Annotated in this window: 11 protein-coding genes; 3 read left to right on the plus strand and 8 right to left on the minus strand. The window is 56.2% G+C overall.

What is annotated here, in order from left to right; translation table 11 throughout:
* The first annotated feature begins 440 nt into the window (after positions 1-440).
* On the plus strand, positions 441-1610 hold the full coding sequence (locus H5P17_RS08225; RefSeq protein ID WP_182822271.1) for a cupin domain-containing protein: 1170 nt from the start codon (positions 441-443) through the stop codon (positions 1608-1610).
* A gap of 33 nt (positions 1611-1643) precedes the next feature.
* Here the strand turns inward: H5P17_RS08225 and H5P17_RS08230 are convergent, their stop codons facing one another.
* Genes H5P17_RS08230 through H5P17_RS08240 form a run of 3 tightly spaced genes read right to left on the minus strand, consistent with a single transcriptional unit; the run spans position 1644 to position 5640 of the window.
* Positions 1644-2948, minus strand: a complete 1305-nt coding sequence (locus H5P17_RS08230) for a cytochrome c (RefSeq protein WP_182822272.1) — start codon at positions 2946-2948, stop codon at positions 1644-1646.
* 11 nt (positions 2949-2959) lie between these two features.
* Positions 2960-3418, minus strand: coding sequence for a (2Fe-2S)-binding protein (locus H5P17_RS08235; RefSeq protein ID WP_020826797.1), 459 nt, complete (start codon positions 3416-3418; stop codon positions 2960-2962).
* Between the two features lie 14 nt (positions 3419-3432).
* Positions 3433-5640: a xanthine dehydrogenase family protein molybdopterin-binding subunit gene (locus tag H5P17_RS08240; RefSeq protein WP_182822274.1), complete on the minus strand. Its 2208-nt coding sequence runs from the start codon at positions 5638-5640 to the stop codon at positions 3433-3435.
* A gap of 330 nt (positions 5641-5970) precedes the next feature.
* Here H5P17_RS08240 and hpxO point away from each other — a divergent pair, with 330 nt between their 5' ends.
* Positions 5971-7128, plus strand: a complete 1158-nt coding sequence (gene hpxO / locus H5P17_RS08245; RefSeq protein WP_182822276.1) for an FAD-dependent urate hydroxylase HpxO — start codon at positions 5971-5973, stop codon at positions 7126-7128.
* A 33-nt stretch (positions 7129-7161) separates the two neighbouring features.
* Here hpxO and H5P17_RS08250 read toward each other — a convergent pair whose 3' ends face one another.
* The 3 genes from H5P17_RS08250 to H5P17_RS08260 all read right to left on the minus strand — a co-directional run bounded on the left by H5P17_RS08250 (position 7162) and on the right by H5P17_RS08260 (position 11779).
* A complete protein-coding gene (locus tag H5P17_RS08250) occupies positions 7162-9297 on the minus strand; it encodes a peptidase domain-containing ABC transporter (RefSeq protein ID WP_182822278.1) in 2136 nt (711 codons plus the stop codon).
* A gap of 2 nt (positions 9298-9299) precedes the next feature.
* A complete protein-coding gene (locus H5P17_RS08255) occupies positions 9300-10568 on the minus strand; it encodes an HlyD family secretion protein (protein WP_182822280.1) in 1269 nt (422 codons plus the stop codon).
* A gap of 464 nt (positions 10569-11032) precedes the next feature.
* The gene (locus H5P17_RS08260; RefSeq protein ID WP_182822282.1) at positions 11033-11779 is read right to left on the minus strand and encodes a sulfite exporter TauE/SafE family protein; all 747 of its coding nucleotides are present in this window, start codon (positions 11777-11779) and stop codon (positions 11033-11035) included.
* A 111-nt stretch (positions 11780-11890) separates the two neighbouring features.
* Between H5P17_RS08260 and H5P17_RS08265 the strand changes: the two genes are divergently transcribed.
* Positions 11891-12772, plus strand: coding sequence for a LysR substrate-binding domain-containing protein (locus tag H5P17_RS08265; RefSeq protein ID WP_182822283.1), 882 nt, complete (start codon positions 11891-11893; stop codon positions 12770-12772).
* Between the two features lie 95 nt (positions 12773-12867).
* Here H5P17_RS08265 and H5P17_RS08270 read toward each other — a convergent pair whose 3' ends face one another.
* The gene (locus H5P17_RS08270; RefSeq protein WP_255477875.1) at positions 12868-14073 is read right to left on the minus strand and encodes a serine hydrolase; all 1206 of its coding nucleotides are present in this window, start codon (positions 14071-14073) and stop codon (positions 12868-12870) included.
* A gap of 122 nt (positions 14074-14195) precedes the next feature.
* Positions 14196-16397 (minus strand): peptidyl-dipeptidase Dcp, encoded by a 2202-nt coding sequence (dcp, locus tag H5P17_RS08275; protein ID WP_182822285.1) that lies wholly within the window; start codon positions 16395-16397, stop codon positions 14196-14198.
* Positions 16398-16403: the final 6 nt, after the last annotated feature.

The raw sequence follows: 16403 nt of genomic DNA on the forward strand, positions 1-16403 counted from the left end.
AGTTACCATTTTTCGGCAACCGTCTTGGTTGCGCTTTGTGATTAACATCACCCTTTATCGAAATCGCGCTTCAACGTTGCCCGCAGAGCCTTGAGAGGCTTTTTTTGCTGATACCTATTTACTCAACCGCATAAAATAACACCTGAAACACTTTATCCACTTTAACTAAACCGGCTTCGTTTACCCTTTATTTAATAATTGATGGCATTCATTTGATACCGGTGGATGACTATTTAAGATAAGATTTAATAATTACAGCCACACTCAATTAGTAACATAAATTAATATATTATTCGCAGCTTCCTACTTTTAACCCACTATGCTTTAACCGTTGCCGAACACTTGTACTTCAGCAATAAAACACCTGCACCCAATAAAACAAAAAAATAAACCCAATCGGCCGTTCGCGCTGTGGGTCATATTTATTTGGAGGAAGTCCTATGTTATCGCGTCGTGATATATTGAAAGTTTCCGCGGTCAGCGCGGCAGCGGCCGGCGTTATGGGCGCTATGATTAAATCTGCCAGCGCCGACGAACACCGAAATATTGTTCCCCCCAGCAGCTTTCAACCCGCTGCAGATGCGCAAAGTCTTTATAAATACATCTTTAGCCACAGTAAAAAACGCAGCTTGCCCAACGGCTGGGCCAGAGAAGCCACCGTCGAACAGTTTCCGATTTCCGAAGGCGTTGCCGGGGTGGATATGGCGCTGGAGCCCGGTGGCGTACGCGAACTGCACTGGCACGCCATCGCTGCGGAATGGGCATTTATGCTGGAGGGGCACGCCCGCATCACCATCATTGATCCTGAAGGAAAATGTGAGGTGGCAGATTTCGGCCCCGGCGACGTCTGGTATTTCCCCAAGGGTTACGGCCACTCGATTCAGGCACTGGCGGAGGGCGCGCATTTTGTCCTAACCTTTGATAATGGTCACTTTTCCGAGTTCGGCACCTTCAGCATTACCGACTGGGTAGCCCATATGCCCAAAGAAGTGTTGGAAAAAAGCGTGAATATGCCGGCGGCGGTATTTTCCAAGGCAAAACAAGGTGAGGCTTATATTGTCGGCGGTGCCATTCCGCCCGCGCTGCCCTTACCAGCCCACGACGGCGGTTTAAATAACGCACCTTTGGCTCATCGCTATGAATTAATGAAGCAAAAACCTTTCTTCGAAAATGATGCCGGCAGCGTGCACTTGGTCTCTTCAAAAGAATTCCCTATTTCCACTACCATGACCGGAATTATAGAAATCGTTAAGCCTGGGGCGGTGCGGGAATTACACTGGCACCCCAATGCCAATGAGTGGCAATACTATATTTCCGGCAAGGGGCGCATGACGGTGTTCAGTTCGCACGGCCATGTACAGACCGAAGAATATTCTCCTACCGACGTTGGCTATGTTCCACAGGGTTTTGGTCACTATATCGAAAATAGGGGAGATGACGATCTTAAGGTATTAATCGTGTTGGATAATGGCATCTATCAGGACATTTCGCTGTCTGACTGGTTGGCGAAAACCCCGGCCTATCTGTTGGCGGATAACTTCAATAACGAGGTTGCCGATTGGCTGGATCGCCCCAAAGACAAACTGGTGATGTCCCGGCGCAGAACGTGAAAGTAGCGAGGGGGGATCCCCCCTCGCCACCCGTTATTGTTTACGCTGCTCCGCGACCTGTTTGGCCGTTACCTTGCCCTGTTTTTCGCCAAATTGGCCGACAACATAGTTCGCCACAGCCGCCACTTCCTCGTCCGAGTATTGAGCACCGAATTCCGGCATGAATTCATGCTGTTCACCGATGCTGATGCGCGTACCCTTGAGGATCGCCTGCACTACGCTACGGCCCTGCGGATCGTTAACCGCCGTGCTGCCGACCAATGAAGCATATTTGCTTTGGCGCCCTGTCCCGTTCCACTGGTGGCAACCACTGCAGTCTCCGGCGAACAGTCGCCGTCCCAACGAGTCTTCCTGCCCGCCCGGCAATATCGCACTGGACGAGGTTGCCCCTTTCGGCTGCAGATTGACCGCGCTGGCACTGTCCGTAGCGATAGGCTCGATATTGCGCAGGTATTTCACCAGCGCCTGATTATCCTCTGGCGTCAGGTACTGCAAGCTGTTTTCCACCGCCTCTGCCATCGGACCGGCGGCACTGCTGCGCCCTTCCGCATGGCCGGTCGCCAGATACTGCGACAGTTGCTGTTCGCTCCAGGCACCGATGCCGGTCTGCGGGTCGGGAGTAATGTTGGCCGCAAACCACCCCTGGATCAGCTCACCGCTGAGGTTTTTACTCTGATTAATGCCAAAGCCCAAATTGCGCGGCGTATGACATTCGCTGCAGTGTCCCAGTGCGGTAGCCAGATATGCGCCTCGGTTCCATTGCTCATCCTGATTCAGGTTCGGCTCGAAGCGTTTTTCGTTGAAGAACGCCAGGTTCCAAAACTTCATGCCCCAGCGCTGGTTAAACGGGAACGACAGCCCATTTTCCGGATTGGCCTGCTTCACCGGCGGCAGGCTGAACAGATACTCTTTGATCGCCAACACGTCGTCACGACTCATGGCCGTGTATGAGGTGTACGGCATTGCCGGGTAAAGATTACCCTGCGGCCCAACGCCTTCACGCACCGCACGCACAAACTGTTCGTCACTCCAATTACCGATGCCGGTGTCGGGATCGGCGGTAATATTGGTGCCGTAAATGGTGCCGAAAGGCAGTTTAAAGGCAAAACCGCCGGCGAAAGGTTTACCGCCGGGCGCAGTGTGGCAGGCCACGCAGTCGGCAGCCCGCGCCAGATATTCGCCACGCGCCAATTTATCGCTGATCCCAGCAGGGGCACCGGCGATCGGCGCCGCAGGCTCCGGGCCGACCGGTCGCAGCAGCGTATAGATCGCATAACCACCGGCCAGCACCACGATTGCCACGATCAACCATAATAGCCATCTCAGGGCGTTGCTCATGAGTTTCTCCCTTAATCCAACGCCTTGGCGGCCTGGTGGATGGCAGCGCGAATGCGCACATAGGTGGCGCAACGACAAACGTTGCCGCTCATTGCCGCATCGATATCCGCATCGCTCGGATTTTTACTCTGGGCCAGCAGTGCACTGGCACTCATGATCTGACCGGACTGGCAGTAGCCACATTGCACCACGTCCAGATTAACCCAGGCCGCCTGCACCGCTTTGCCCGCCGGCGTTTCGCCGATCGCTTCAATGGTGGTGATTTTTTTGCCTTCGGCGGCGGAGACCGGCGTCATGCAAGAACGCACCGGCACCCCATCCAGGTGGACGGTACAGGCACCGCACATCGCTATGCCGCAGCCGAATTTGGTGCCGGTCAATCCGGCCTCATCACGCAAGAACCACAGCAGCGGCATATGAGGATCGCCATCAAACGTCAGCGGTTGGTCGTTTACGGTTAAAGTTATCATGCTGTTCTCCTTGCTCAGACGCTGGCGTCACGGTTGGGACGGTGTAAAGGCAGGCTAAGTGAGCTGCGGGGTCTGCCCAGCAGTGCCAGTGCATTGCCGACTGCCGGGGCGATGGTCGGCACCCCCAACTCGCCAACGCCGGTTGGCGCTTCGGTTGAAGGCACGATAATCACCTCTATCTCCGGCATTTCGTCGATGCGCAGCGGGCGGAAATTATTGAAGTTGGACTGCTCAACCACCCCGTCTTTCAGCGTTATGTTGCCGTACAGCGCCATACTCAGGCCATACCCTATGCCGCCCTCAATCTGCGCGCGGATCACATCCGGATTGACCGCCACACCACAATCCACTGCGCACCACACCTTGTGCACGCGCGGAATGCCGCCTTCGCCGATAGACACCTCGGCAATCTGTGCCACCCGAGTATTAAACGCCTTGGCGACACCTACACCGCGTGCTCGCCCATCAATCACCTTAGCGCCCTGCCAGTTGGCGGCTTTGGCCACCGCCCGCAACACGCCGGCCTCACGCGGCGCATCTCCCATCAATGCCAGACGCCCCTCGACCGGATCCTGCCCGGTCTCCTGCAGCAGTTGATCGATAAAACTTTCCACGGCGTGACCGGTATGGGTACTGGCGACCGATCTTAATGAGGTGGTAGGCACTTTACCCGCGACGATGTGCGCGTCGCAGAGGAAGTTTTCGAAGGTGTACGGCACTTCGCTGGCACCTTCGACCATCATCTGATCGAGACCGTTAACCACCAGCGCCGTCATCGCGCTGTTAAGCGTCCAGGAGTGACCGACGACGGTATCGCTCCAGCCCACGACTTTACCGTCGCGGATCGCCCCGCGTAGCCGGTGAAGGATCATCGGCCGATACCAGCCGTTGCGAATATCATCTTCACGCGTCCATACCACCTTTACCCCGTGACCGGGACCAATGGCTTTGGCCGCGGCGGCCATATCCGCTGCCAGGTCGGGCCCGAGTTTCGGGTTGCCCAGATCGATGCGGCGGCCAAAGCTGCCGCCGGCCAAAATGGTGTCGATTTGCACTTTTTCCGGCGGCAGTTGGAACAGATCGCACAGCTGTTTATGGTCGAGGGTTTGGATTTGGCAGCCATAGCGCACCTTGACGCTCTCGCCATCCCAAAACAGATAGCCATCCAGTGGCTCCATCGGCGCATGGGCCACATAAGGGAAGGTGTATTCCGCTTCGATCACCTTATCTGCCTTATCGAAAATCTCGTCCGGCTTGCCCAGGCTTTTCGCCACTACGCCGGGCTTTTGCGCCACCTGGCGGAATTCGGCAAATATCTGCTCGGTGTCGCGCCGCTCTGCCTGCGAGTCGTCCCACTCCACCTGTAATTTTTCACGGCCCTGGATCGCCGCCCAGGTATTTTTGGCATATACCGCCACGCCGGTGTCGGTCTGTTTCACATCCACCACGCCCGGCACCTTCAGCGCCCGGCTGGCGTCGAACGAAGCCACCTTGCCGCCAAAACGCGGCGGTTTTTTGATGGTGACGGTCAGCATGTCCGGCTCATGAATATCCTGAGTGAACTGCGCCGAGCCGTTGGTCTTCGCCAACGAGTCTACGCGGTGCAAGCCACTGACCTTACCGATCAGGGTGAAATGGCTCGGATCTTTCAGGGTCAGGCTGGCAGGATCGGGTGGCGGCAGTTGGCTGGCCAACGCGGCAAACTCACCAAACCCCGCTTCGCGACCACTGGCTGCATGGCGGATCTTGCCCGCCTGCACGGTAATTTCTTCCGCTGAGGTTTTCCAGCTTTGGGCGGCGGCCTGAACCAGCATGGCGCGCGCCATCGCGCCCATCCGGCGCATCTGCTCGTAGGCGTTGGCCACCGAGCTGGAGCCGCCGGTGCCCTGAAAACCGAATGCCAGATTCTTATAAACGTTGGTATCTACCGGTGCGGCAACCACCCGCACCTGCGACCAATCGGCATCCAGCTCTTCGGCAACCAGCGTTGCCATACCGGTATAAACCCCCTGGCCCACTTCGGTGTGTTTACTGAGGACGGTGACAATGCCATTTTCATCGATCTGCACGAAAGCATTGGCTTCATAAGCGGTGTTTTCTGGCGCCTTGGTCGTCGTTGTACGAGCCAGTGCGCCAGTGGACGGCAGATAGGCGCCGATCACCAGTGCACTGGCGCCGACGATAAACCGCCGCCGGGTAAGCGGGACTTGGGGTAGTTTCATTGCTCATCGCTCCAAAATGCCGATCAACCTTAATCAATGCGGCGATATCGTTCTTTTTATCTGCGCCGTCTGCCTGCACTGACGCGACGGGCTAATAGTTAGCGTAGTCTATTATTCTGTCTGTTTAACATTCAGTCGCCGTTTTCCGTTGCTGATTCGTGCTCTGCGAGATCTCAATAGTCCTCGGAACCCTGCTCCGTCATGGCCCATGGATTGCACCAAATTGCATCAGAAACGCGCCTGATGGTGCTACGACCGCATTGGCGGCAGCAGATCGGCGGACTGGTACGGAAATTGCTTCTCCCCATCGTGGCTATGGAGGAGAAAAACATGAAAGCAATCATCATCGGTGGTGGTATTGGCGGGCTGTGTACCGCCATCGCATTGCAGCGTTGCGGGATCGATACCGAAGTCTTTGAAGCGGTCAAGGAGATCAAACCGGTTGGCGCGGCAATCTCCATCTGGCCTAACGGCGTCAAATGCCTCAACTATCTGGGGATGAAAGAACAACTGCGGGCGCTCGGGGGACCGATGCATTTCATGGCCTATCAGGAATACCTGCACGGACAAACGCTGACGCGTTTTAGTCTGGATCCGTTAATCACCAGCGTCGGCGAACGCCCTTACCCGGTGGCACGTGCCGAGCTGCAGGCCATGTTGCTGGACAGCTACGGCCGCAACCTGGTGCGCTTCGGTAAACGCGTCAGCGGTATTGAAGAAACCCCGCAGAGCGTCACCGCCTGGTTTGAAGACGGCAGCCAGGCCAGCGGAGATTTTCTGATCGCCGCCGACGGCACCCATTCCGCTATTCGGCCCTATGTGCTGGGCCATGGGGTGGATCGGCGCTATGCCGGATACGTCAACTGGAACGGGCTGGTCACCATTGATGAGTCCATCGCGCCGGCCGACCAATGGACCACCTTTGTCGGTGAAGGTAAGCGCGTGTCGCTGATGCCGGTCTCCGGTAACCGCTTCTACTTTTTCTTCGACGTTCCCTTGCCGACCGGACTGGCGGAAGATCGCAGCACCGCGCGAGCCGATCTGCAACGTTACTTTGCCGGCTGGGCCGACCCGGTGCAAAAACTGATTGCCGCCATCGATGCCGACAGCGTCAATCGCATTGAGATCCACGATATCGAACCTTTCGAACAATTGGTGCGGGGCCGCGTAGCCTTACTGGGCGATGCCGGACACAGCACCACACCGGACATCGGCCAGGGCGGTTGCGCAGCAATGGAAGACGCGGTGGTGTTGGCGATTGCCTTGCAGACCAATTCGCTGGGCATTGAGGATGCGCTGCTGCGCTATCAGGAAAAACGCAGCTATCGGGTGAAGGATTTGGTGCTGAAGGCGCGCAAACGCTGCGATGTTACGCACGGTAAAGAGATGGAAGTCACCCGCAGTTGGTACGAAGAGCTGAAAACCGAAACCGGTGAACGCATTCTTTCAGGCATGAAAGAAACGATTCTGGGCGGGCCGCTGGCCTGATCCGCCCCCCTTTTCGAGTCGAAGAGGGGCAATTCACCCTTTGCGCCGGTGAAGGCGCCCCGCTGCCAGTTCGACCACCCGATCCGCCGAGGCAATGGTTTCCGGGCGATGGGCAATCAGCAAAATCGGCAGGCCAAGCTGGCGCAGGGTATGGCTAATCAACATTTCATTATTCACGTCCAAATGGCTGGTAGCCTCATCCAGGATCAACAGCCGTGGTTTTTTATAAAGCGCCCGCGCCAACAGCAAGCGCTGTTTTTGCCCGGCTGACAGGGTGCCTCCCATTTCACCGATTAACGTCTGGTAGCCCATCGGCAGGTTGGCGATATCCTGCTCCAACTGCGCCAGCCGCGCGCATTCAACGAGCTTTTCCTGATCAACCCCTGGCGTAAAAAATGTCAGGTTCTCGGCGATAGAGCCGCGAAACAGCTGATCTTCCTGCAAGACTACGCCGATATGCTGACGTACCTGCGAATAATCCCCCTGACGATGCTCAATGCCCAGCGTACGTATCACGCCGGCCGTGGGCGAATACAGCCCTAACACCAGTTTGGCCAGCGTGGTTTTACCGCTGCCGGACGCCCCCACCAGCGCCACGACCTCACCGGGCATAATGTCCAGCGAGACCTGCGACAGGATTTCAGATTCGGTGCCGGCATAGTGAAAACTGACCTGTTCCAAACTCAGCGCGGGCCGATCTCGGGGCCAGGCGCTGGCGGACAATAACAGCGTTGAGTTGCCCTCCGCCTGCGCCGCTGCGTCTTCACGCGCCGTCAGTACGATATCCGCCAGCCGTTGGTTGTAAACATCCAGCATTTTGTAGGCAACGGCCTTGTCGATCAGGCCGCTGATACTGGCGGAAAACCGCCCCTGAAAAGACATGTAGGCCACCAGCATGCCGACTGAAAACTGCCCGGCCAACACCGCCCCGGCCCCCAGCCACAGTACCGCCGCCCCTACCAGGCTGCCAATGACGGTTTGCATAATGCCGTAAACCATCATCAGCTTGCTTTCGCGCAGTTGGGCATTGCGCCGCGCGACATTGAGGTTACGCCAAACCGTCTCCCGCGGCGTGAGCGCTCCGTTGACCCGCAGGCTCAGCACGCCGCGCAGGCTTTCGAGAAAATGGCTGGATTCCTGGGTGCCGGCAACCCAGGTATCATCCGCCGCTTTACGCAACGTACTGAACCAGAACAGGCGCAGCAGCCCATACACCATCGCGGCGGCCAAGGCGACCAGGGTCAACTTCACGCTGTAGAAAAACATCATGCTCAAGGTACCAAGGACCAAAAGCACATCCAAAAAGGCTTCGAGCAGCGTGGTGGTCAGGGTGTCCTGAATGGTGTCGACAGCATCAAATTTCGCGCTGATGTCGCCCATGTTGCGCGATTCAAACCAGTTGATAGGCAGCCGCAACAGGTGGTGAAAAACATTCGCCGTCCACTGCATATTGAAGTTGACCGCCATGGTGAGCGTCGCCCACTGGCGGGCCAGCTCCAGCAGCGTCTGGGTGGCGGCCATCAGCAGCATGGCAATGACGATCAACGTCAATAAGCTGGCGTCCAACGCCACCAGCACCTCATCAATCACCAGTTGGTTGATTAATGGGCCGAGCAGCGCAAACACTTCCAGCGCCAGCGCGAAACAGAAGATCCGGGCCAATGCCGCCTTCAGCCCCTGGGTTTTGCCGATCAGCTCCCTCAGGCGGATCTTTTTTCGCCGATCTTCGACCACAAACTGATGGGTTGGCGTCAGTTCCATCGCCACGCCGGTAAAGTGACGATTGGCCTCCTGCAGACTCATTTTCACCAGGCCGCGAGCAGGATCATGCAACTCCAGAGTTTGCCCTCGCACCCGCTTGAGCACGGTAAAATGATTCATGTCCCAGTACAAAATGCAGGGCAGCGACAACAGGTGCAGTTCTTCAAGCTCCAACTGCACCGCTCTGCCGCTCAGGTGCAGCCGTTCGGCGCAGGCAATCAGCTGCGAGAAGGTCATGCCGAGCTGCGAAACTTTACACTGCGCACGCAGCGTAGGCAGATCTATGCGATGCCCATACCAACCGGCAATCATCGCCAGGCACGCCACGCCGCATTCTGCGGACTCCGTTTGGCGTATCAGCGGCAGGCGCTTTCGCCAGCCCCAGTTAAGCTCTTGTGTAACGTCCATGTTTAGATTCTTCCTTGCAGACTCCATAACGGTTCCAGCAGCCACTCGTAAAGGCGGCGGCGATCCAACTCCACGTCTGCGGAGACGGTCATCCCGATGCGCAATGGTTCCTGGCGGCCATAGGCGGTGATGGTGGTTTTTTCCAGCGCCACGATGACGCGGTAATGCCCTTCGTTTTCCTTCCAGGTCATCGGATTTTGCTGCATGACGTCATTGGCGCTCAGGCTGGCATCGGTGATGGCACGGGTGGCGCCATACTGCACGCCAAACTTTTCATAGGGGAAGGAGGCAAAGCGCAGCCCGACCCGTTGGTGAGGTTTGATAAAACCCACCGCTTTGCTGGGCGCGAAGAGTTCAACCTGCAGCTCGGCACCGTCAGCGACCATCATCAGCAAAGGATCGTTTTGCTTGACCGTCTGCCCCGCCCGGGCCAGCACCACGGCGATGTGGCCATTCACCGGCGCAGTGAGCGTGTGCTCACGCTGGGCAACCAGTTCTATTTCCTGTTGCCTGATGCCCTGCAACTGTCGTTCAAGTTCGGCGTCACGCCCTTGTTGCTGTTGCGCCAGCGTCCGCAGTTCTGAGGCCGCCGCGGCAAGCTCGCGCTTTAACCGCAGCTGCACCTGACGCTGTATTTCTACTTTTTCCCGCGCCGTCGATAACGTCATTTTCTGCTGCTGAAACTCAAGTTCGGAAACGTAACCTTTGCCAATCAGCTTGCGGTAGCGTGCCATCAGCGAATGCGATAATTCCGCCTGTTGCTTCACCTGCACCATTGCCGCTTCTGCGCTGGCCAGTTCATCCTTCAGTTGCGTCATGCGCTGGCGCACACCGACTTGCTGTAAAATCCGGGTTGCCAGTTCCTGTGCGCGTTGGCGCTCCAGCATGTGATATTGACGTTTTAACGAGTCGGAAACCGACGCCAGCGTCGCGGTACCCTGACCATTGAAATATTCGCCGCTGAGCCGATAAAGTGCCTGGCCGGCTTTGACTGTCGCCCCCTCCTTCGCCAAACGTTCTGTAACCTGTCCGGAGCTGCGGGCAACCACCTTGATCAAGCCGCTGGATGGCATCACCACTCCGTCCAAACGCGCTTTACGGGTATATTCACCCAGGATCAGAAATAGCCCGATAGCCAACACCAGCAAGATGCTGGCCCAGGCATAGGCGGTCAGACTGAGGCTGGCAGGAATAATCACCTCACCCTCAGCTTTGTTGACCTGCGCAGCAAAATAACCCTCACGATAAATCTGGGGAGAACGTTCTGACATGGGGGTTACACCTTTATCGGGATCTTGGGTCGATAATTATCTTACTGACCGCGACGTTTCCATTTACGGACAAATCTTCGCGCCGAAGTATATATTAACCTCATAAAAGTCATTGTCCCTAGCAGCACAAGAAAATAAATCATCCACTTAGCCATTTCACAAGGGATATCAAATCTAAATATACCGCTATATTGGCTAAGCCCCACAATATAAAAAAGATTATGGGATAACGTAATGGCAAAGAGTATAATAATAAAACCTGCCAGACATGTTTTCACACTCCCTCTCTGAAGAGCGAAAAGGAGATATAGATATAAATACACACCGCCGACATGTCAATATATAAAACCATTTCCGTCGATAGAAAAAGCGAACTAAAAAGAATAAATTACTCGAAACACTTAATTACATCGCCAATATATACCGACCATTTTGCAATCGCATAAAGTATTATTTATTCAGATTTAATTAACGCCATTCCACAATATTTCAATTCCCAAAGCCAACAGCCCCACAAAGAAACAGCGACGAAATACCGCAGGGCGACAATGCCGGCGCAGTACGCCACCCAACCACATCCCCACCAGCGCAGGAAGCAATGCCAATAATGAGGTGCCTAGCAACGCCCCCGGCAATGCCTGTTGCCACGCCAGTCCGGCGGCTAATGCCAACGTTGAAACGGTGAATGACAGTCCCAACGCCTGCACCAGATCGTCACGCGCCAATCCCAATGCGTTTAAATAAGGAACCGCCGGGATCACGAATACCCCGGTAGCCCCGGTAATCAGCCCGGTAAGTACACCACATAAAGGCCCCAACCTGCGTTCAGCCGTCGATGATAGCTGCCACTGAAAACGGCTAAAACCCAACAGCGCGTAAACGACCAGACAGGCTCCCAACGCTATCGGTGCCAACCGATTATGACCGGCGGTCAAAGTGCCCGTGGTCAGCATTGTCCCCATGGCGACACAGACCATCATCGGCCACAATCTGCGGCAAAGTGCACGGACGTCCGGCCCGGTGAACAGCTGCCAGAAGTTGGTCACCAGCGACGGCACCAACAACAGCGCCGCAGCCTGTGCCGGGGGCATCAGCAGGCTGAGTAACCCCATAGAAACCGTCGGCAGCCCCAGTCCAATCACTCCCTTTACCGTGCCCGCCAGCATAAAGATGCCCAACAGGGCTAAAATTTCGGGTAGCGTCAACGTCATAGGTCTATCCTTCCTCATTATCCCTTAGTGCATGGATTGTCCTCAGCCCTTGCCTGCCGCACAATGCGGCATTCGCTGAGCCAGCCTGAGGCAAATACGTAGGAGAAGCCGATGCATTTTGATTTTACCGACCTGCGGTTGTTTATCGCCGTGACAGAGGCGGGCAGTATCACCGCCGGGGCCGATCGTGCCTGCCTGTCGCTGGCATCGGCCAGTGCCCGCATTCGCGGGCTGGAACAACAGGCCGGCGTTCAGCTTTTGGCCCGGGGTGCACGGGGAGTACAAACCACCCAGGCCGGTGAATGCTTGCTGGGCCATGCTCGTCTGTTGTTACAGCAAAGCGAACGGCTACGGGGGGATATGGCAGAGTTTTCCCCAGGCAACGCCTGCCATTTGCGTATTCTGGCCAATACCGTCGCTGCCAGCGCTTTTCTCCCGGAGCTGCTGGCCGACTATCTACTGCTTAACCCACAGACGGACATTGCGTTGGAAGAATTGCCCAGCACGGCGATCTGCCAGTCGATCCTCGATCAGACGGCGGATATCGGCATTGTCGCCAACCACGCCGACCTGCGCGGGCTGGAAAACTATCCCTTCCGCCAGGATCGCCTGGTGCTGGCGCTACCGGTCGATCATCCGTTAGCCGGCCGCGCCAGCGTCAGTTTTAGCAAAACGCTGGCATATGACTTTATTGGCTTGAGCGACGACAGCGCGCTGCAAAAACATTTGGCGCAACACGCCCTACGCAGCGGCTGCCCAATGCATTTACGCGCCCGGGCAGGAAGCTTTGAAGTGGTATGTCGAATGGTATCGCGTGGTGCCGGTATCGCCGTGGTACCGGAGGAGATTGCCCGGCAATCGCCGGGCATGCCAGTCAGGATTATGGCGCTGGACGATGCCTGGGCCACACGCCAGCTGTCGATTGTGGTGCGTCAGTTGGCCGAATTACCGCTACCGGCGCAGCGGCTTATTGCTTTCCTGCAACCGCAATAGCTGCTCTGTCATAACCTGTGCCCTTTATTTATTGTCGGCGCGATGGCGGTGGCTGGCCAAGGTAGTTAACCGTTGCTCCGTTCTCGGAGTCCAACTTATTGGAAGGTGCAATGCCTGTCCGCCGCCTCGCCCATGCGTTGCAGCAAGCGATGACCGATATTGTTACTCCAGTTGAAGCTGTTTTGCAGTACCACCACCGCCGTCCTGTGGCGCAAGTCCAGGCCGATATAGCTGGAATAGCCGCCGATAAATCCTACCTGATAGGTAATCTGCTGTGCGCCTATGTCATCCGCAACCCAGGCAATGGCTGCCGCCTCTTTACTGCGAGCAAAATGTACCGTCAATGAATCCTTCAGCGCCTGATCCAGCGCCGCCGACCCCGTAGGTTCAAAATGCGCTCGAGCATAGCGCAGCAGATCGTCGGCATCGGTATAGAGCCCCGCCGCCCCCATCATATAAGAAGAAAACTGCCAGTCAGGCACCGGCTGCCCACGCCGAATAAATTTCGGCTGATCGCCGGCATGGCCAATGGCACGTTGAGCATAGCCAGGCAAACTCTGCGCAGCATAGCTGGTGTGGGTCAGCCCCAAGGGCTGGAGGATATTTTCGGTGGTCAGGCTGTCGACCGTTTTGCCGGTTCGCCGTTGCAAGATGTAATCCAACAGTGCGTAGCCTAGGTTGGAATAGCGAGGTTCTTCGGTACCTGGCGCGTCGAAAGTCGCCAGATAATCGAGAAATTCGGGGGTATCGAGCGAGTGATAAAAATTATCACCGGTGAATAAATAGCGGACAAAAGCGCCCAGCATGTCCGGCGTCATCATCTGGCGTGGCAAGCCCGAGGTGTGAGTTACCAACTGCAGCAAAGTGATGTTCTTCGCGTCCGCACTGAGCGGTGTTCCGGCAGGCAGCAGCATCGCCAGCGTATCATTCCAATGCAGTATCCCTTTGTTGACCAGCACCACCGTCACTTCTGCAATAAACCCCTTGCTGACCGAGCCTACGGCAAACAAAGTCTTACCGTTCACCGGGTAGCGATAACGCGTATCCGTTACGCCATAGCCAAAGGTTTTCGCTTGCCCATCTGCCGTCAGGATCCCCACCACCAATCCGGGCGTTTGACGTTCTTCGATCATGGGCTGCGCCAGGCTGTCGACTTCAGCCTTCAGATCTCCGCTGCAGGCCAGACGCTGACTGTCCAGCGCCGAGGCATCCGTCGGCATGCGCGAAAGCGTGCCACAGGCGCAGAGCAGCAAAGGCGTAGCGAGAGCGACAAACCGTTTTAGGGGAATATTTATCTTCATTGCTCACGGGCCAAAAATATCCGGCGCATGATAAACCATCGTTTCGGCAATGTCCCCACGAAAAAAAAGGACACAAGATAACTTGCGTCCTTCAGGGGCTTTTGGGCTAATCCCGCGAGCTGTTATTCGTCTTTCAGCCCGCGGTTGATCAACATCGGCTCGATGCTGGGTTCCTTGCCGCGCCACTCGACGTAGAGTTTCTCCAGATCCTGACTGTTACCGCGCGAAAGAACCATGTCGCGGAAACGCTGGCCGTTCTCCGCCGTCAGGCCGCCGTGCTCGCTGAACCACTGGAAGGCGTCATCCGCCAGCATTTCAGTCCACAGATAGGCGTAGTAGCCGGCGGCATAGCCGTTACCCCAGATATGTTTGAAGTAGCTTGAGCGATAGCGTGGCGGCACGTAGCTGAGATCGATCTTGTCCTTCATCAGCGATTCGGCTTCGAATTTATCCACGTCCTGCTGCGGCTGATCGGCGCTCAGCATATGCCAGTGCATGTCCAACAGTGCCGCAGACAGCAGCTCGGTCATGTCGTAGCCCTTGTTGAACTTGTCGGCTTTTTTGATTTTATCGACCAGTTCCTGCGGCATGGCTTCACCGGTTTTGTAGTGTTTGGCGTAATGCGCAAAGACTTTAGGATCGCTGGCCCAGTGCTCGTTGAACTGCGATGGGAATTCGACAAAATCACGAGCGGTATTGGTACCGGAAAGGCTTGGGAATTCCTGATCGGCAAACATACCGTGCAACGCATGACCAAATTCGTGGAACATGGTGATCACGTCGTCGTAAGACAGCAGCGCCGGCTGGCCTGCTGCCGGTTTGGTAAAGTTGGCAACGTTGTAAATCACCGGTTTGGTGCCTTTCAACTTCGACTGTTCGACGAAGTTGCTCATCCAGGCGCCGCCGCCTTTGTTGTCGCGTTTAAAGAAGTCGGTATAGAACAGCGCCATCGATTTGCCGTCTTTATCGAACACCTCATACACACGCACGTCCGGCTGGTAAACCGGGATATCCTTACGTTCTTTGAAGCTGATGCCGTACAACAGGTTGGCGGCATAGAACACGCCGTTGTGCAGCACATTATCCAATTCGAAGTAAGGTTTGATCTGCGATTCATCCAGATCGTACTTCGCCTTGCGCACCTGTTCGGCATAGAACTGCCAATCCCAGGCGGCAACCTTGAAATCGCCTTTCTGCTGGTCGATCACCGCCTGAATGTCTTTGGCTTCGCGTTCGGCACGCGCAGTGGCTGCCGGGACGATATTACGCATGAAGCTCAGCGCCGCATCCGGCGTTTTGGCCATTTGGTTTTGCAGCTTCCAGGCCGCATAGTTCGGGAAGCCCAAGAGTTTGGCCTGTTCGGCACGGACTTTGGCCAGGCGGGCAATCGTCTGGCGGGTGTCGTTGCCGTCACCCTTTTCTGCCCGGTTCCACGAAGCGTCAAACAGCGCCTTGCGGGTATCTCGATTTTTCAGGCTTTGCAAGTCCGGCTGCTGGGTGGTGTTTTGCAATACCAGCAACCACTGCTTGTCGAGTTTACGCTCGCCGGCGGCCTGAGCGGCAGCGGCAAGTTCGCTTTCGGATAGCCCGCCCAGTTTGCCTTTGTCGGCGATAGCCAGCGCACCGTCTTTGGTCGCCGCCAACAGCTTGTTGGAGAACTGGGTGCTCAGCGTCGCCGCTTCCTGGTTCAGCGCCTTCAGCTTGGTTTTATCGGCATCGGACAGATTGGCCCCCGCCAGCTCGAAGTTTTTGTAAGTCACTTCCACCAGGCGACGTGATTCCGCATCCAGCTTCAGCGCATCGCGCTGCTGATATATAGCCTTGATGCGCGCGAACAGTTTGCTGTTGAGCATGATGGCGTCGTCCAGCGCCGCCAGCTTGGGTGAACTTTCCTCATCCAGCTTTTGCAACGCGTCGCTGGTATTGGCCGACGTCATGGCACCAAACACGTTCATCACTCGCGACAGCAACGCCCCAGACTGTTCCAGCGCCACGAAGGTATTGTTAAAATCAGGCTTGGCCGGGTTGTTGGCAATCTTCTCCACTTCCTCCAGCTTTTGCTTGATGCCGGCATCAATCGCCGGAGCGTAATCGCTTTCTTTGATCAAATTGAATGGCGGCGCCTGGAACGGCAGGCGACTTTGGTAGAAGAACGGGTTCTGGTTCTTTTTATTGTCGTGCTGGTTGGCTTCACCGGTCACGTTAGCCTCCTTCGCCTGACCACTCGGCAACGCGCTATGGTCGGCGTGCGGGTTAGTTTCTGCTGCCTGTGCCTGCGAGCTCAGCGCCATGCCGATCGCCAACACCAATGTAGATAAACGCATCAAATC

Origin of the sequence: Serratia sp. OS31 (assembly GCF_014164835.1) — a bacterium.
Lineage (GTDB): Bacteria > Pseudomonadota > Gammaproteobacteria > Enterobacterales > Enterobacteriaceae > Serratia > Serratia liquefaciens_A.